The organism is Prolixibacter bellariivorans ATCC BAA-1284 (genome assembly GCF_000621705.1).
Classification (GTDB): domain Bacteria; phylum Bacteroidota; class Bacteroidia; order Bacteroidales; family Prolixibacteraceae; genus Prolixibacter; species Prolixibacter bellariivorans.
The window spans coordinates 226,279-244,077 of record NZ_JHXO01000005.1; the positions used below are offsets into that span (position 1 = coordinate 226,279).

Annotated in this window: 16 protein-coding genes; 8 read left to right on the forward strand and 8 right to left on the reverse strand. The window is 45.5% G+C overall.

The genetic code is table 11. The features are described 5' to 3' along the window. Window positions 1–846: 846 nt before the first annotated feature. The 4 genes from floA to T426_RS24925 form a co-directional block, all read right to left on the reverse strand. Window positions 847–1,842: a flotillin-like protein FloA gene (floA, locus tag T426_RS0104080; protein ID WP_025864225.1), complete on the reverse strand. Its 996-nt coding sequence runs from the start codon at window positions 1,840–1,842 to the stop codon at window positions 847–849. After that, window positions 1,839–2,348 carry an NfeD family protein gene (locus T426_RS0104085; RefSeq protein ID WP_443094172.1) on the reverse strand — a complete coding sequence of 170 codons (510 nt, stop codon included), beginning with the start codon at window positions 2,346–2,348 and terminating at the stop codon, window positions 1,839–1,841. Before T426_RS0104085 ends, floA begins: the two co-directional genes overlap by 4 nt. A gap of 7 nt (window positions 2,349–2,355) precedes the next feature. Further along, a complete protein-coding gene (locus T426_RS0104090) occupies window positions 2,356–2,631 on the reverse strand; it encodes an ATP-dependent Clp protease adaptor ClpS (RefSeq protein WP_025864227.1) in 276 nt (91 codons plus the stop codon). Window positions 2,632–2,739: 108 nt separating this feature from the next. After that, window positions 2,740–4,266 carry an SPOR domain-containing protein gene (locus T426_RS24925; RefSeq protein ID WP_051538766.1) on the reverse strand — a complete coding sequence of 509 codons (1,527 nt, stop codon included), beginning with the start codon at window positions 4,264–4,266 and terminating at the stop codon, window positions 2,740–2,742. A 179-nt stretch (window positions 4,267–4,445) separates the two neighbouring features. Between T426_RS24925 and bcp the strand changes: the two genes are divergently transcribed. The 8 genes from bcp to T426_RS0104135 all read left to right on the forward strand — a co-directional run bounded on the left by bcp (window position 4,446) and on the right by T426_RS0104135 (window position 15,006). Beyond that, complete coding sequence (gene bcp, locus T426_RS0104100) at window positions 4,446–4,910, forward strand: thioredoxin-dependent thiol peroxidase (RefSeq protein WP_025864229.1); 465 nt, start codon at window positions 4,446–4,448, stop codon at window positions 4,908–4,910. Between the two features lie 21 nt (window positions 4,911–4,931). After that, window positions 4,932–5,954 (forward strand): recombinase RecA, encoded by a 1,023-nt coding sequence (gene recA / locus T426_RS0104105; RefSeq protein WP_025864230.1) that lies wholly within the window; start codon window positions 4,932–4,934, stop codon window positions 5,952–5,954. Between the two features lie 105 nt (window positions 5,955–6,059). Continuing rightward, the gene (thrA, locus tag T426_RS0104110; protein ID WP_025864231.1) at window positions 6,060–8,483 is read left to right on the forward strand and encodes a bifunctional aspartate kinase/homoserine dehydrogenase I; all 2,424 of its coding nucleotides are present in this window, start codon (window positions 6,060–6,062) and stop codon (window positions 8,481–8,483) included. Window positions 8,484–8,584: 101 nt separating this feature from the next. Next, window positions 8,585–9,796, forward strand: a complete 1,212-nt coding sequence (locus tag T426_RS0104115; protein ID WP_025864232.1) for a cofactor-independent phosphoglycerate mutase — start codon at window positions 8,585–8,587, stop codon at window positions 9,794–9,796. A 4-nt stretch (window positions 9,797–9,800) separates the two neighbouring features. Then, the gene (thrC, locus tag T426_RS0104120; RefSeq protein ID WP_025864233.1) at window positions 9,801–11,102 is read left to right on the forward strand and encodes a threonine synthase; all 1,302 of its coding nucleotides are present in this window, start codon (window positions 9,801–9,803) and stop codon (window positions 11,100–11,102) included. Between the two features lie 535 nt (window positions 11,103–11,637). Next, window positions 11,638–12,339: a NigD1/NigD2 family lipoprotein gene (locus T426_RS0104125; RefSeq protein WP_025864234.1), complete on the forward strand. Its 702-nt coding sequence runs from the start codon at window positions 11,638–11,640 to the stop codon at window positions 12,337–12,339. A 124-nt stretch (window positions 12,340–12,463) separates the two neighbouring features. After that, window positions 12,464–14,563: a dipeptidyl-peptidase Dpp5 gene (gene dpp5, locus T426_RS0104130; protein WP_027585319.1), complete on the forward strand. Its 2,100-nt coding sequence runs from the start codon at window positions 12,464–12,466 to the stop codon at window positions 14,561–14,563. A 137-nt stretch (window positions 14,564–14,700) separates the two neighbouring features. After that, window positions 14,701–15,006: a hypothetical protein gene (locus tag T426_RS0104135; RefSeq protein ID WP_025864235.1), complete on the forward strand. Its 306-nt coding sequence runs from the start codon at window positions 14,701–14,703 to the stop codon at window positions 15,004–15,006. Window positions 15,007–15,015: 9 nt separating this feature from the next. Here the strand turns inward: T426_RS0104135 and rsxA are convergent, their stop codons facing one another. Genes rsxA through T426_RS0104155 form a run of 4 tightly spaced genes read right to left on the reverse strand, consistent with a single transcriptional unit; the run spans window position 15,016 to window position 17,797 of the window. Next, on the reverse strand, window positions 15,016–15,588 hold the full coding sequence (gene rsxA, locus T426_RS25975) for an electron transport complex subunit RsxA (RefSeq protein WP_025864236.1): 573 nt from the start codon (window positions 15,586–15,588) through the stop codon (window positions 15,016–15,018). A gap of 6 nt (window positions 15,589–15,594) precedes the next feature. Further along, window positions 15,595–16,179 (reverse strand): electron transport complex subunit RsxE, encoded by a 585-nt coding sequence (gene rsxE / locus T426_RS25980; RefSeq protein WP_027585320.1) that lies wholly within the window; start codon window positions 16,177–16,179, stop codon window positions 15,595–15,597. Continuing rightward, entirely contained in the window at window positions 16,176–16,820 is a 645-nt protein-coding gene (locus tag T426_RS0104150; RefSeq protein WP_051538768.1) for an RnfABCDGE type electron transport complex subunit G, read from the reverse strand. The genes rsxE and T426_RS0104150 overlap by 4 nt, the downstream gene beginning before the upstream one ends. Continuing rightward, window positions 16,817–17,797, reverse strand: coding sequence for an RnfABCDGE type electron transport complex subunit D (locus T426_RS0104155; protein WP_025864238.1), 981 nt, complete (start codon window positions 17,795–17,797; stop codon window positions 16,817–16,819). The genes T426_RS0104150 and T426_RS0104155 overlap by 4 nt, the downstream gene beginning before the upstream one ends. Between the last annotated feature and the right edge of the window lie 2 nt (window positions 17,798–17,799).

The window sequence follows — 17,799 nt, forward strand, 5'->3', positions numbered from 1 at the left end:
GTATCGGCAGCGGGGGTGCGGTGATGGTCACCTGCGAGCTGAATTGCGGATTTTGAAGGCAGCAATTTTAAGGCATAAAAAAAGGATAGACGGGCATCTATCCTTTCCAACCTAACTAAACCAATAAAACTAACTAAATCCAAACCTATGAATAAAAAATCTATTACAAATATATGCTGAAAAACATGTTTCTGTGTTAAGTCATTTTTAAAAGAAGATTAAATCGATAATAAGTCATACCAATATCGGAGTTGATTCTGCCTGAAATTCAATTTCTGTTTACGATTCAAAACACATTGGAAAATTCCAGAATTTAAGGCATAAAAAAAGGATAGACGGGCATCTATCCTTTCCAACCTAACTAAACCAATAAAACTAACTAAATCCAAACCTATGAATAAAAATCTATTACAAATATATGCTGAAAAACATGTTTGTGTGTTAAGCTACTTTTAAAAGAATTTTAAAAAGGTGATCTTTTTGGAATGGCTGTTTTTCATTGTCCTTATATTTTTTGTTTCGACCATTTTACATCTTTCCTTACGACTCAATCTTTTGTTAACCTGGTTGTCTTTCAGGTTTTTGTCAATGAAAAAAAGGATAGACGGGCATCTATCCTTTTCCAACCTAACTAAAACTAACTAAACCAATAAAAACTAACTAAATCCAAACCTATGAATAAAAATCACATGACAAATGTATGTTTTAAAACACTTGATTTCATTAAGACAATGTTAAAAATATTTCGCAAACGATTGCAGTGGGCAATTTTTTAGGAAGGAACGTAAGCAAAAAAAGGAACGATTATTCGTTCCTTTTCCTTTTGATATAATGAGTGATTTTTTTCTATTCCGATTGATTGCCGATGGATGATGATGAACTGCTTTCATCTTTTGCAATCGAATCACGCATGGCTGTGTCGGCATTAATGTTTTTGTACTTCATATAGTCCATAATGCCAAGGTTACCATTTTTAAAAGCCTCTGAAATGGCAAGCGGTACCTGCGCTTCGGCTTCAATTACTTTGGCACGTGCTTCCTGAGCTTTGGCTTTCATTTCCTGCTCGAGAGCGACAGCCATCGCGCGGCGTTCTTCGGCTTTTGCCTGAGCGATATTTTTATCCGCTTCGGCCTGGTCCATTTGCAATACCGCACCAATGTTTTTACCAATGTCGATATCGGCAATATCGATAGACAGAATCTCGAAAGCAGTACCGGCATCCAACCCTTTTTCCAACACTACGCGTGAGATAGAATCCGGATTTTCCAACACTTCTTTATGCGAGAATGACGAACCAATTGATGATACAATACCTTCACCAACACGGGCCAGAACAGTCTCTTCGCCAGCTCCACCTACCAGCTGCTTGATATTGGCCCTGACGGTTACGCGGGCTTTACAAATCAGCTGAATACCATCTTTTGATACGGCTGTTACCGGTGGTGTATCGATAACTTTGGGATTCACCGACATTTGTACTGCCTGGAAAACATCGCGACCTGCAAGGTCGATGGCTGTAGCCATATTAAAGGAAAGTTCGATGTTGGCTTTTTCAGCGGAAACCAGTGCGTGCACCACACTCTCAACATGCCCACCGGCAAGGTAGTGCGCTTCAAGCAAATCACGTTTGATTCCTCCCAATCCTGCTTTATGTGCTTCAATCATCGCCCGGGTTATCACACCCGGAGGAACTTTACGGAAGCGCATCAGAAATAGTTGCATCAACGAAATTCGTACCCCTGATACAATGGCTGAAAACCAAAGTCCAATAGGTATAAAATAAAGGAAGATAATCAGCAGGACGACTATCCCGACAATTATTCCCACAGTACCTGGAATCATAACTCTTCTTTTTTTATAGGTTTAACGATTATTTGATTCTTTAAAACTTTTACAATTTCAACTTCGGTACCGGCGTCCATCATGGGGCCGGTTGATTTCCCTTCCATCACCTGCCCGTCAAATTCAACCTTCCCGACAGGGCCAAGCCGGGTAACTGTTACTCCCTTGTCTCCTGCATGAAACCGGGTATCCTCAATCAGGTTCGTTTTTCCGATTATGGTGGATTTCAATGACATTTTATCTCCTATTTTTCCTTTAAGGAGCTTAAACATCAGGATGGGAACAACAATAATAATGAAAAGCAGTGTTCCGATTCCTGCGGCTGTACCATAGGCTCCAAACGCCAGGTAGATGCTGTAACCAAAGAGTACTATACCTCCGATTCCGGCAATGGTGATTCCGGGGATTACGGCAAATTCAAGAAGTAATAATATGATTCCCAGGAAAATGAGAAGCAGTATGGTCAGGATTGTCATTTGTGTATGAAAGTGGGTGAATAAATTAATTTATACCTTATTTAATTGTCGCTTTAAGGCTTCTGCCTGCAAGGGCCTGACGCATTGGCCGCAGAAATTCCATAGAGCCTTGCTTAATGTCGCACTTCCCCTTGAAATGAATAAGGTAAGTACATTGTGTGGCTTGTTGCGTACTGTGATGACAAATATCCATTAGCGCATCGATAACAAAATCGAATGAATGGAAATCATCGTTATGAAGAAACAACGAATATCTTTTTTCCTTGTCGACCTCTTCTGTTAAACTGTGTTGCTTTTTTTTCTGTGTTCCCATGTAAAATCGTTGTTTTGCATACTGAATCTTTTGCAGGTAACTCTCCACTAAAATTAGTAACAATTTCCAAATTTCACGGAAAGAAAGAACATTGGTTAGCAAAAACATTTATTTACCCTTCTGAATTTTCAATGCATCACTCACCTTAATCCTTTCCCCGTTCTTGTATGCAACCACAAATGCGTCACTGGCACCTTCCTGCCGAAGTTGTTTTTTTAGATTGACTGCCGCATGATAATCACTCAGTTTTCCAACGGTATAGACAACGACTCCCTTATCGTCGGTATAATGATCGATTTTCCTGAACTTGGAAAGTTTATCGTACAAGCGTTGTACGTAAGACGGTAAGCCTTTGCTAAATGAACCGATTTGAACGCGATACTCAATTTCATCGGAAGCTGGTGTTACGACCGGTTTTTTTACCACTGGCTTATTTACTTTCGGGGCAGGAGGTGCCGGTTGTTCGGCGGCTAATGCTTCTTCCCGCTTTTTAACGTGCTGCTCTTGTTTTTTTAATAGAGTTGCGGAGAATTGTTCAATCTCATTGTCGGGTTGATTGTCCCAGTATTGCTGTTCTTCCTGGCGAGCCCTTCGGAAAAAATCCTCTCTTTCTCTCATTAATTTGTAAGAAAGCTGTTCTGCCTGAAGAATTTTTTGTGACAGTTCGGCATTATTCTTCGGATCTTGCCCTTCATATTCTTTCCGCAGATGATGTGTTGCTGCTGCCAGTGAGTCCTGACGTATGCTGGCAATCCAACCTTTTGCAAAAATGGATTTTCCGTCCGGTGTGCGGAAGTCTTTCAGCTCGTGGTATTTAATGCGGCTGTTTACCTGGAAGTTGAACCAGGCATTATCGAGGCCCGCTGGCGGAGAAAATGTCTTCGTTTGAACTGGAACAGGGATGTTATCTTCTGCAGATTCCTGTCCGGAATTGATCTTCTCGGTAGCAAATAAATGAGGATATCTTTCTTTCTGTTCCGCTGTTACTTCCGATACCGGAACGTTGGAACTGTCAATATTCTCAGTTGCTACTGACTGAGCTTCGTCTGTCGAAAATAACTCCGGATGATGTTTTTTCTGTTCCGCAGTTAATGCGATAAATGATTCATACGATGGCTTTTCCTGAGCCTGAGCCGGCTTAACCGTATCTTTCGGTGTTTTTTTATCTGCGGTGGCTGCTTTAAATGGATTGATTTTCCGGGAACATAAATCCATGTACTCCCGTAATCCCAATCGTTTTAAATCTTTATTCCGGCCGTAATCGGCAAAACGCTGATAGTATTTCGTGGCCAAATCCCAATCCGATTCGGCGTGGAAACATTTTCCCAGGTAGAAGTAAACATCCGCAGGAACCCGCCCAAGTGAGGCAGTCAACAACGCTTTCCAGGCATCGGGGCCGTAGTGCTCCGTTTCTACCATGGAAACTCCATAGCAGTAATTGAGTTCTTCATCTTCGGGATACATTTTAATAAGCTCTTTGTAGAGTGGTAGTGCATCCTGATAATTCTGATCGTGAAAATAATTCGCGGCCTTAGCCTCCATATCTCTTTCCCTTTGTGCCGATACATTAAATGGCAACAGAAAGAGTAGAATTAGTGCGAGGAAAATGTTTAAAATCCGGTGCTTTGGTTTCATGTTTTTTCTCTTTGGGAGTGAAAAGCTCATTTTGATTGATGTCCGTGAGTTAAAAATACAAATTTTGGGTTATTTTCCGCTATACCTGTCATCAATTTGAACTCCACTTTTAATAATCTGTTTTATGTGGTGATCCTATTTTAAAGTATATTTGTAATAAGCAGCCCAAATTTATGGTTATGAAAGAACTAAACGAAGGAGGTAAAGCTCCTGATTTTAAAGGTAAAAACCAAGAAGGTAAAACTATTTCGCTCGATGATTTCAAAGGGAAGAAGTTAATTCTGTATTTTTACCCGAAAGATAATACACCGGGATGCACTGCCGAAGCCTGTGACCTGAATGATAACTACGATTACTGGATTTCAAAAGGATATGAAGTAGTTGGAGTCAGTCCCGACTCCGAAGAATCGCACCGGAAATTTATCGATAAGTTCGGATTGAAATTCAATTTAATTTCTGACCCGGAAAAAGATCTCCTTCAGGCATATGGTGCCTGGGGTGAAAAAAATTTGTACGGCAAGACTTACATGGGAGTGTTGCGTACCACATTTGTTATTAATGAAGAAGGAATTATTGAGAAAATCTTCCGGAAAGTAAAAACGAAGGAACATACAAAACAAATAGCCGGAGAACTCAACCTCTGAAACTAAATTACGCTTAATTATATGGCTAAAGAAGAACAGCAGAATGTAAACAAAGAAAAGCTGAAAGCACTTCAGCTGACAATGGACAAAATTGAGAAGAGCTACGGAAAAGGCTCTATCATGCGTATGGGCGACCGTGCGCACGAAGATGTTCCGGCCATTCCTTCAGGCTCAATCTCACTCGACGTGGCTTTGGGAGTTGGTGGATTCCCCAAAGGTCGTGTCATCGAAATATACGGACCGGAATCGTCGGGTAAAACCACGCTGGCCATTCATGCCATTGCTGAATCACAAAAACAGGGTGGTATTGCTGCCATCATTGATGCGGAACACGCATTCGACCCGTTTTATGCCCGTAAGCTAGGTGTCGATATCGATGAGTTGCTGATTTCGCAGCCCGATAACGGTGAACAGGCACTGGAAATTGCTGATAACCTGATTCGCTCCGGAGCAGTTGACCTGGTTGTGATTGACTCAGTAGCTGCTTTGACTCCGAAAGCGGAAATTGAAGGTGAAATGGGTGATGCACGTGTTGGCTTGCAGGCCCGCCTGATGTCGCAGGCGTTGCGTAAACTGACAGGTAACATTAGCCGCACCAAAACCTGCTGTATCTTTATTAACCAGTTGCGTGAAAAAATCGGTGTGATGTTCGGTAACCCGGAAACAACCACCGGTGGTAATGCTCTGAAATTTTATGCTTCCGTTCGTCTCGATATCCGCCGTATCGGTCAGATTAAAGATGGCGAAGAGGTACAGGGAAACCATACGCGCGTGAAGGTTGTGAAAAATAAAGTCGCTCCACCTTTCCGCAAAGCGGAATTCGACATCATGTATGGTGAAGGAATTTCGAAAACAGGTGAAATTATTGACCTGGGGGTTGATTTGAATATTATTAAGAAGAGTGGTTCCTGGTTCAGTTATGGTGAAACAAAACTCGGACAGGGGCGCGAAAGTGTGAAAAACCTATTGAAAGATAACCCGGAGTTGGCAGAGGAATTGGAAACAAAAATTCTGGAAGCCATTACTTCGTCGGTCGAGCAATAAATTTTTCTTAAGAAATACATGTGATTCTGGACCGGGGAAATCCCGGTTCAGATTTTTTTTAACCTTTGTGCAAGTGAATAGCTGATAATTCATAATATTTTGCCCATGAAGATTTTGAAATTCGGAGGAACGTCAGTCGGATCGCATGAAAATGTAAGAAGGATTGACGAAATAGTAAAAGGACAAAATACCCCTGTCATCGTGGTGGTATCGGCACTGAGCGGCATTACGGATACATTGCTGCTGACAGCCCGAACAACAGCTGAGGGCGGAGAATTTACAACAGGTTTATCAGCCATTCGAACACGGCATGAAGAGATGGCCGGACAACTTTTTGCCGGTGAGCAATTGAACCGGGTGTTGTCCAAATTGCATCCTTATTTCGAAGAGCTGGAAAAAATTTTTCAGGGTGTTTCATTGATTTATGAACTCACTCCGAAAACCCTCGATAAAATTGTGGGCTTTGGAGAGCGGATGTCGTCGTTGCTGATTAGCGAATTTTTGAAGGCAGAACTGATTGACAGTGCGGCAGTCATCAAAACGGATGAGAATTTTGGCCGGGCGTATGTGGACTTGGACAAAACCTACCAATTAATAGCTGAACGATGTGGTAACCTGAAAGGGGTAGCTGTGGCTCCCGGTTTCATTTCGTCTTCGTCAAATGGCGTGATGACCACGCTTGGACGCGGAGGTTCCGATTATACAGCGGCATTATTCGCTGCAGCGATGGACGCTGAAAAGCTGGAAATTTGGACTGACGTAGATGGATTTATGACCGCTGATCCACGTGTCATCAGCAAAGCCTATCCTATTCCCTCGCTGACTTATTCGGAGGCAATGGAGTTGTCGCACTTTGGTGCGAAGGTGATTTATCCGCCTACAATCTTACCCGTTTATAAAAAAGGCATTCCGGTTCAGATAAAGAATACGATGGCCCCCGAAGCCGAGGGAACACTCATTGGGTTGGAGGAGACTGATTGGAAAGATCGGCCCATCAAAGGGATTTCATCCATGTCGGGGATTACGCTGATTACCGTTCAGGGCCTCGGAATGATTGGCGTAACCGGAATATCGTCCCGGATTTTCGGTGTCCTGGCGCGGAAAGAAATCAATGTGATTCTCATTTCACAGGCTTCGTCGGAGAACTCCATTAGTTTTGCGGTTGATTCGGGATGTGCCGAGGTGGCGCGTGAAGGAATTGAAGAAGAGTTTACCGCGGAAATAGCTTCCGGGCGTATCAATAAGATTACGGTGGAGGAAAATCTTTCTATCGTGGCAATTGTCGGTGAGCACATGAAACATTCTGCCGGTATTGCCGGAAAATTGTTCCATACCATCGGGAAAAACGGGATTAACGTGGTCGCCATTGCACAGGGGGCTTCCGAGCAAAATATTTCGTGGGTCGTGAAGCATTCCGATTTACGGAAAACATTGAATGTGGTTCATGAATCATTCTTTCTGTCGCCATATATCGAATTAAACATCTTTCTGGTCGGAATAGGGACGGTGGGACGCGACCTGTTGAAACAGATAGAACAGCAGCAACCACGTTTGATGCGCGATCATCGTTTGAAGATAAAGCTGGCCGGCGTGGCTAACTCCCGGAAGATGTATTTCGACCGGGCCGGGATTCAAATCAGTGAGGTGGAGAGCCTTTTGAAATCCTCGGAAGAGAAGTCCAATATGACGGCATTCTGCCAGGAAATGATTGGAATGAACATGTTCAACTCGGTGTTTGTCGATTGTACGGCTAATGCCGAAATAGCAGAACATTACCACCATATTCTCGATAACTTCATTTCAGTGGTGGCCGCAAATAAGGTAGCAGCTTCATCGTCTTTTAGCCGGTACAAAAAACTGAAAGATACGGCCAGTAAAAAAGGTGTGAAGTTTTTGTTCGAAACGAATGTGGGTGCAGGATTACCATTGATTTCCACCATTAACGATCTGCAACGTTCGGGTGATCGTATCCAACGCATCGAAGCGGTTCTTTCCGGAACACTGAACTTCATTTTCAATACGCTAAGCGAAGAAATTCCGTTGAGTCAGGCCATCCGAATGGCAAAGGAAGAAGGATATGCAGAACCTGATCCGCGCGTCGATTTAAGCGGTATCGATGTGGTACGTAAGCTGGTTATCCTTGCCCGTGAATCGGGGTACGAAATAGAGAAGGAAGATGTGAAAATGGAACCATTTATTCCGCAGAAATACTTTGATGGAATGCTGGACGAATTCTGGAAAAACATCAACGAGATGGATGAAGAGTTTGAACAGCGCCGGAAAGAACTGGCAGCAAATAATCAACGCTGGCGTTTTGTCGGAAAGCTCGAGAATGGTCAGGCTGAAGTGGCTTTGCGCATAGTAGATGCCCGTCATCCATTCTTCGACCTCGAAGGCAGTAATAATATTGTATTGCTTACCAGCGAACGGTACAACGAGTTTCCGATGCTAATCAAAGGATACGGAGCAGGTGCCGCCGTAACAGCAGCCGGCGTATTTGCCGATTTGATTAAGGTTTCGAATATCTGATGCGGATTTGAAATTGGTTACTTACAAATTGTAAGTTGATTTAATGTAACAGGATGAGGTAATCTTTCCTGATTGATAATTTATGAATGTAACTTAATGCCATGAAATATATAGTAATCCTTGGAGACGGAATGGCTGATTTGCCCGAGCCATCAAAAGGAAACCTCACTCCGCTGATGGCCGCCAATACACCGCATTTGGACAAGCTGGCGGCGATGGGGAAGAGTGGGTTGTTCAAAACCATCCCCGAATCGTTGCACCCGGGAAGTGAAGTGGCCAATATGGCGGTGCTGGGTTACGATGTGGAAGCGGTTTTCGAAGGCCGTGGTGTGCTCGAAGCGGCCAGCATTGGTGTCGAACTTCAGCCTGATGATTTAGCCATGCGCTGTAACCTGGTGTGTGTCGAAGGTGACATCCTGAAAAACCATTCAGCCGGACATATCGGTACCGAAGAAGGTGCCGAACTGATTGCTTATCTGAATGAAAAACTGGGAACCGACAAGGTTCGGTTTTATCCGGGTGTTTCATATCGTCATTTGCTGGTTATTAAAGGCGGAAACAAAATGGTGAAATGTGTGCCTCCGCACGATGTGCCGGAGAAGCCTTTTGCCGGTTTGCTGCCCGAAGCTTCATCGCCGGAAGGCGAAGAAACAGCCGCACTTATCCGTCAGCTGATTTTGGATTCACAGAAAATACTGGCCGATCATCCGGTTAACCGGAAGAGGAGAGAGGCCGGAAAAGATCCGGCAACTTCCGTGTGGCCATGGTCACCCGGTAACAAACCGAAAATGCAGACTTTGCAGGAGATGTATGGTCTTGGGCCTGCAGCCGTAATTTCCGCAGTCGATCTCATTCAGGGCATTGGCGTGTATGCCGGCATGGATGTGATCAAAGTGGAAGGCGCCACCGGTTTGTACGATACCAATTACGAAGGCAAGGCGCAAGCCACCATCGATGCATTGCGCGATCACGATTTTGTCTATCTTCACATTGAAGCGAGTGACGAAGCGGGCCACGAAGGTGATTACGATTTGAAGGTAAAAACGATTGAATATCTCGATAATCGTGTGGTTCGTTTCCTTTTGGAAGAAACGGAGAAAATGGACGAATCGGTAGCGCTGTCATTGTTGCCCGATCATCCCACGCCCTGGAAAATACGGACGCACACGCGGGATGCCATTCCTTTCGTGATTTACCGCCCGGGTGAAACACCTGACGAGGTGACCGCTTACACCGAACAAGCTGCGGCCAAAGGCGCATATGGCACGGTGGAAGGTAACCAGTTTATGAAAAAATTTCTCGGAATCGAATAGAGTCATGAAATATTACAGTACCAATAACGAAGCACCTAACGTTGATTTACGCACGGCCGTAACCGAAGGTCTGGCACCCGACCGCGGATTGTATATGCCCGAACGCATTGTTCCGTTGCCGGAATGGTTTTTCAAAGAGATGGAATCATTCACTTTCCGTGAAATTGCATTCGAAGTAGCGAAGCATTTCTTTGGCGAGGACATTCCGGAAGCCGATTTGCGGGAGATTGTGTTCGATACGCTCTCGTTCGATGCGCCGCTGGTGCATGTGCGCGATTCCATTTATTCGCTCGAACTTTTCCATGGCCCGACACTCGCGTTCAAAGATGTTGGCGCCCGGTTCATGGCTCGTCTGCTTGGCTATTTTCTGTCGCAGCAAAAGGGAAAGGTAAATGTGCTGGTGGCCACTTCGGGCGATACAGGAAGTGCTGTAGCCAATGGTTTTTTCAACGTACCCGGAATTCACGTTTACGTACTGTACCCGAAAGGGAAAGTGAGCGAAATTCAGGAGAAACAGTTCACCACGCTGGGACATAACATTACCGCGCTGGAAATTGACGGTACGTTCGACGATTGCCAGCGATTGGTGAAATCAGCCTTTATGGATGAAGACCTGAAGAAACAACTGACGCTAACTTCGGCTAATTCCATCAATGTGGCGCGTTTTCTGCCGCAGGCGTTTTACTATTTCAATGCCTGGGCCCATCTTCCCGAAAAGGATAAAAAACTAGTCTTCTCGGTGCCCAGTGGCAATTTCGGAAACCTGACCGCCGGCTTATTTGCCAAACGAATGGGCCTTCCGGTGCATCGTTTTATTGCAGCCAACAACCGCAACGATGTGGTGTTTGAGTACCTGAAAACAGGAGACTTCAAGCCACGGCCGTCGGTGGCTACCATTGCCAATGCCATGGACGTAGGCGATCCGAGCAACTTTGCCCGCATTCTCGATTTGTATCAGAATGATGTGAAAGCCATTCGGAAAGATATCTCCGGAACTCGATATACCGACGAAGAGATTCGCGAAACGTTGGGCCGTGTATACAAACAGACGGGCTACCTGCTCGATCCGCATGGAGCCATCGGCTACCAGGCGCTGGAAGATAATCTTCATCCCGGTGAGGCCGGAATTTTCCTGGAAACAGCCCACCCGGCCAAATTTACTGAAACGGTAGAGGGTGTGATTGGGAAAGGGAATGTACCGATGCCCGAACGCCTGGAGAATTTCCTACGCAACGAACACATGATTGATTCGCTTAACGCTTCGTTCGATGCATTCAAAACCTTCTTGCTGGAGCACGCTGAATAGAAATTGATTCTTCATTGTAAGTTTTCTCCGTTTTACCCCTCCAAACTTCCCCTAAAGGGGCGGCTTAAAGTCCCTTTTAGAGGATTTAGGGGGTTAATGCGAAGCATTTTTATTTCAGGGAACTGGTTAACGTAATCTATTAGGTTGTTTAGTCAAAAAATTGGGTCCCCTGGCTAAAATTTTCAGTCCGGAAACTAATCGATTAGTTTTTTTAGTCTATTCTTTAACTCTTTTGGGGCTTCGATTACGTTATTTAATGTGTGGAAGGGTAAATTTATCGTGTCACACCTCAAAATCATCGGATTGATCCATTATTTTACTTCCTGGAAAGACAACTTCAGACAAGAACTTCGATGATTTTGTACTTGCAAAGGTTAATTAAAGGGATGAAAGGAGAAAAAGAATTATTCCCGGCAATGATTTACGCTATCACTTCGATGATTTTCTGAATTAACACTCCGGAACGCAACCTTTGACACGATTTTTGTCGTCATGTTTATACCAATTGAGTTAATAAAGAGAGAAAGGTCTGATTATGAGAAAGGTGTTTTTATTGCTGTTAGGCGTATCGTTTCTGGCTGTTGTAACAACATCCTGCGATACCGATGATGATGGAAAATATTCCGTCGGTGATTTTATTGTTAGCCTCGGCGTTGTCCAGAAAGAGAGTCCGGATGCGAGCTCGTATGTCATTAAAATGGACAATGGCGATTCGTTTGTTCCGGTAGCTACGTCGGTTCCCTTTGCGAACATCTATAACAATCAACGGGTATGGATGAATTTTAATCCACTGGACGATAAAACCAATAGTGATGGTTCGCTCATTTATTACGGAAAATTGAACGATTTACGGAATATTCTTTATAAGGATATTTCCGTTGCTTCACAAGTGGATGCTGACAGCATGGGCTATGATCCCATCGATGTGAAAGACATCTGGATGTCGCAGGATAGTATCCTGAATGTTGAGATTTCCTTCTACACGGCCGGTTCAACGCACTACATTAACCTGGTGAACGATGAAACCGGGGATGGAGTGGCACAACCGTATATGCTCGACTTGAAACACAATGCACGCGGGGATGAGCAGGCTTACCGGACTTCGGGCATCGTCAGCTTCAAGCTGGGAACCCTGAAGGCAGCTGGCAATAATTCGATTAATTTTATTGTTCGGTACACCAACTATGACGGACAGACTATTCAAGAACCGGTTATGACCTATCATTACGGGACCTGAGCAGGGATAATTCATAGGCAGAAAGTCGAAACCCGCTGTGTAACATAGCGGGTTTTGTTTTGTCCTTTCTTGACCGAATGATTATTCGGATTAAATTTGTGTCAAATCAGAAAATTGTTGTACAATGAAAAAACTAGCTCTTTTTACACTTCCGCTGTTGATGGTTGGCCTGATGGCCTGCACCACTGCCACTAAAGCGCCGAAAGTGGAGAAAAAGAATTTTGTGCCTGAGGTTCCCAAATTGACCTCCGACATCATGACACCGGAAGTGCTCTGGTCCTTTGGACGAATGAGCGAAGCCGAAGTTTCGCCTGACGGAAAATCGGTGGTGTATGCTGTAACCTATTTCAATATTCCGGAAAATAAATCGTACCGCGACTTGTATTCGGTTTCCACCGATGGGGGAACTCCGGTACAACTGACCGACACACCGGAAAAAGAGTTTAATCCGCAATGGCGCCCCGACGGCAAGAAGATTGGTTACCTTTCTTCCAAATCCGGTAGCGTGCAGTTATGGGAAATGAATCCCGACGGTTCCGGTCAGCACCAGGTTTCTCATATCGATGGTGGCATCATCGGATTCAAGTATGCGCCTACCCAGGATCGCATTCTCTACGTTCAGAATGTGAAACTCGACAAGAGTGTGCACGATCTGTTCCCGGATCTTCCGAAGGCCAATGCCCGCCTCGAAACCGACCTGATGTATGTGCACTGGGATCAGTGGCACGATTACACTTACCAGCATGTGTTTGTAACCGATTACAACGAGAACAACGTGGTAGCCGGAACCGACATCATGAAAGGCGAGCGCTTCGATACGCCAATGAAACCGTTCGGCGGCATCGAGCAGATTAATTTCTCGCCCGACGGAAAAAAGATTGCCTACACCTGCAAGAAGAAAGTGGGCCGTGCCTATGCGCTTTCCACGAATTCCGATATCTATCTGTATGATATCGCTAATGGCGAAACCATCAACTACACCAAAGGGATGATGGGCTACGATATTAACCCGGTTTTCTCGCCCGACGGCAAAAAACTGGCGTGGGAGAGTATGGAACACGATGGTTACGAATCGGATAAAAACCGCCTCTTCATTGCCGATTTGGCAACCGGTGACAAGATGGATTATTCGAAGAATTTCGATCAGAATGCCAACGGACTGGTTTGGTCAGCCGATAGCAAGAAGATTTATTTTATCTCGGATTTTCATGCTACCGACGAAATGTATGCGCTCGATGTAGCTGCTGACAGCATTACCCGTATTACCGATGGCGTTCACAATTACCAGAGTGTGATGCCGGCCGGCGACAAGCTTATCGGGCAGCGTGTTTCAATGTCGCATCCGGCCGACCTGTACAGTGTGAATCCGGCAGATGGCAAAGAGACACAGATTACCGCTATCAATAAGAAATATCTCGACCAGCTCACGTTTGGGAAAGTGGAAAAACGTTGGGTGAAAACCGTCGATAACAAAAAGGAACTGGTGTGGGTGATTTATCCTCCGCATTTCGATCCGAATAAGAAATATCCAACATTGCTGTATTGCGAAGGTGGACCGCAGAGTACGGTTAGTCAGTTTTGGTCGTACCGCTGGAATTTCCAGATGATGGCGGCTAACGACTACATCATCGTGGCTCCGAACCGCCGTGGACTACCCGGTTTCGGGACCAAGTGGAACGAAGAAATCTCCGGCGATTACGGCGGTTTGGCGATGGACGATTACATGTCGGCCATCAAAGACGTAGCCAAAGAGCCTTATGTTGATAACAACCGACTGGGAGCAGTGGGCGCGAGCTTTGGTGGTTATTCGGTTTACTACCTGGCCGGACACAATAACGGCTACTTCAAAGCCTTTATTGCACACGACGGTATCTTCAACTTCGAAGCGATGTACACCACCACCGAAGAGATGTGGTTTGTGAACTGGGATTTGGGCGGTTCGTACTGGGACTTCAAAAACCCGGTAGCGATGAAGTCATATGCCAAGTTCTCTCCGCATAAGTACGTTCAGAATTGGGATGCCCCGATTTTGGTCATTCATGGCGGACATGACTACCGGATTCCTTATACACAAGGCGAAGCTGCCTTTAATGCCGCACGTTTGCGCGGAATTCCGGCTGAGTTCCTTTATTTCCCGGAAGAAAGTCATTGGGTGCTGCAGGCACAGGATGGTATTCTGTGGCAACGGGTCTTCTTCAACTGGCTTGATAAATACCTGAAATAAGGATTTTTCCTGATAAGATATAAAAGGCTGCCTCGGTTGAGGTGGCCTTTTTTGTGTAATAACGTTTTTCCAGGAAATGCGTACAATGTTGTCGCTGTTTAGGAACCATTTTCCCCGCGGAGGAAAACATCGAAAGAATGGAGGAAGACACTGAAAGAGGTGGGAAAAAGGTCGAAAGAGAGGAGAAAATGAGTGCTAAACTGGCGAAAAACATTGAAAGAGACGCGGGAATATCTGAAAGAGTGGTGATAGTGTTAACCAGAAGAGAGAAAAACTCTCCCAATGTAGAGAAAGACTCTACCAGCGATGAGGAAATATTGGCCAAAGGAGAGAAAAGAATTACAAAAGCGGAGGAAATCTTCACCTATTGGGAAAACGGGAGCAAACGAAAAAAAGCTGCCCCGACAGTATCGAGGCAGCTTTTGTATATCGAATTTGTATGAATTTTCGGCTTAAACGATTCCGGAGAATCCCATGAAGGCCATGGCCAGAATACCGGCTGTAATCAAGGCGATAGGCGTTCCTTTTAAACCTTTCGGTACATTCATCAGGTCGAGGTGCTCGCGCAATCCGGCGAAAATCACCAGCGCCAGTCCAAAACCGATAGCGGTAGAGATGGCATATACTACACCTTCCATCAGGTTAAAGTCTTTCTGAATGGTCAGAATGGCTACACCCAAAATGGCGCAGTTGGTAGTAATCAGCGGAAGGAAAACGCCCAATGCCTGATAAAGCGCGGGACTTACCTTTTTCAGGATGATTTCGACCAGCTGAACCAGTGCAGCAATCACCAGAATAAATGATATGGTTTGCAGGTACTCTACGTGTAGCGGATTCAGAATATTGTGCTGAATCAGGTAGGTAACGATGGTGGCCAGTGTCATTACAAAGGCAACGGCTCCGGCCATCCCTACGGCAGTTGAGGTCTTTTTTGAAACACCAAGGAACGGACAGATTCCGAGGAATTGCGCCAGTACGATGTTGTTGACAAAAATGGCCGATATGATAATGATAATGTATTGCATAACTTATCAGGCTTTTTTGAGTTTATTGATGATGGCAATCAGGTAGCCCAGCGCGATGAAGGCTCCGGGAGCGAGTACGAAAATCAGGCTGCCGTAGTGTTCCGGATAGATGGTTAATCCGAAAACCTTACCGCTTCCGAGGAATTCGCGAACGGCACCCAGCAAAGTCAGCGCGAAGGTGAAACCCAGTCCCATGCCCAATCCATCGACGATGGACGACCATACGGTGTTTTTGGAAGCAAACGCTTCGGCACGTCCCAGTACGATACAGTTGACCACGATAAGCGGGATAAACAATCCCAGGCTTTCGTAAAGCGAAGGCAGGTAAGCCTGCATGGTTAGCTGGACAATGGTCACGAAGGTGGCGATGATAACGATGAAGCTCGGGATACGGACCTTATCGGGAATACCACTTTTCACCAGCGATACCACAAAGTTGGCCATCACCAGCACAAAGGTTGTGGCTAATCCCATGCCCATCCCGTTGATGGCAGATGAGGTGACTCCCAGTGTGGGACACATTCCCAGCAGGAGTACAAATACCGGATTCTCTTTCAGGAATCCTTTGGTGAAGTTTTTCATCTGGCTCATGAGTTACCTCCTTTCGTTTGATCGTCTTTTTTCGTGGTTGAACCAATCGTTGCATCCGATTCGTTTTTCCAGGTGTTGTAAGCTCTGCGTACAGCATCCAGAAAAGCGCGTGATGAAATGGTGGCCGCCGTAATGGCATCGATATCTCCACCGTCTTTCGATACGTGGAAATTAACCTTACCGGGATTCTTCCCGATGATATCTTGTTTCGGTTTGTCCTTGTTCCGGAACCATTGGCCCATTTTGGAACCCAAACCCGGTGTCTCCTGGTGTTGCAGTACTTCGTATCCGGAAATAGTGCCGTCGGGTTTGAAGCCTACCATGACGGTGAAGTGACCAGAGAAACCTTTGTTGGTATACGTTTTAACGGCCGTTCCAACTTCGTTACCCCGTGCATCGTACGCCGGGAATAATTCAAGGCTGTCGGGCCCGTCCTTTGGGAGTATTTTCAAACTTTTGCCCAGCTTGTCGAAGTTGGGAAGCACCGAGGCAATGGCTTTTTCCTGTGCCTTGGCATTCGCATTCTTAATGGCATCGCGGGTGAATTCGTTCACCAGACCCAGTGATGCTGATGCGATGAAGGTAACGGCAAACAGCGTTACCAGCATATTAATGAAGTTCGATTCTCTTTTAGCCATCATGCAACCCTCCCGAATCTAGTAGGTTTGACATAGGCGTTAATCAACGGAGTGAAGGCGTTCATGATGAGTATCGCGAAGGAAATACCTTCCGGATACGCCCCAAAATTTCGGATGAGTACGGTGATAATTCCGATACCGACTCCGAAAATCAATTGTCCAACACGCGTCATCGGTGAGCTGACCATATCAGTTGCCATGAAAATGGCTCCGAGCATGGCACCACCGGTAAACAGGTGGAACATCGGGTCCATGAAACGTTCCGGATTAGCCAACCATAAAATACCTTCGAAAATAAAGATGGTTCCCAAAACGGCAACAGGCGTATGCCAGCTGATGATTTTCTTCCACAGCATGTAAAGGCCACCTAAAAGAAGTGCTACCGCTGAAATTTCACCCAGCGAACCACTCATGTTCCCCCAGAACAGGTCGAAATGATTGGGAAGTTGAGATGTAATCTCGCTGATGGTTTTTCCGCTTTTCAGGCCCTCTTTCAAAAGTCCGAGCGGAGTCGCTCCCGAAAATCCGTCGGCAACCAGCTTGTTCGGAGCCCACGTGGTCATCTGAACCGGGAAGGAGATGAGCAGGAAAACACGTCCTACCAATGCGGGGTTGAACGGGTTTTGGCCCAGGCCGCCAAACGACATCTTTCCAACGCCAATAGCTACCAATGCTCCCAGAACAATGAGCCACACCGGCAATCCCACCGGTACGTTGAAGGCCAGCAGAATTCCCGTAACGATAGCAGAACCATCGTCAACCGTGGGCTTGACCTTCATGAGATACTTTTGAATTACATATTCGAAGAATACACTCGCCGCTACGGCAATGAGTGTCACCTTTACGCTTTCCCAGCCGAAAAACATGGCCGACATGGCAAAGGCCGGTAACATGGCCAGTACCACTCCGTACATGATTTTCCGTATAGACTCGTCACCCTTTACGTGCGGGGAAGGTGATACGGTTAGCAGTTTATTCATCG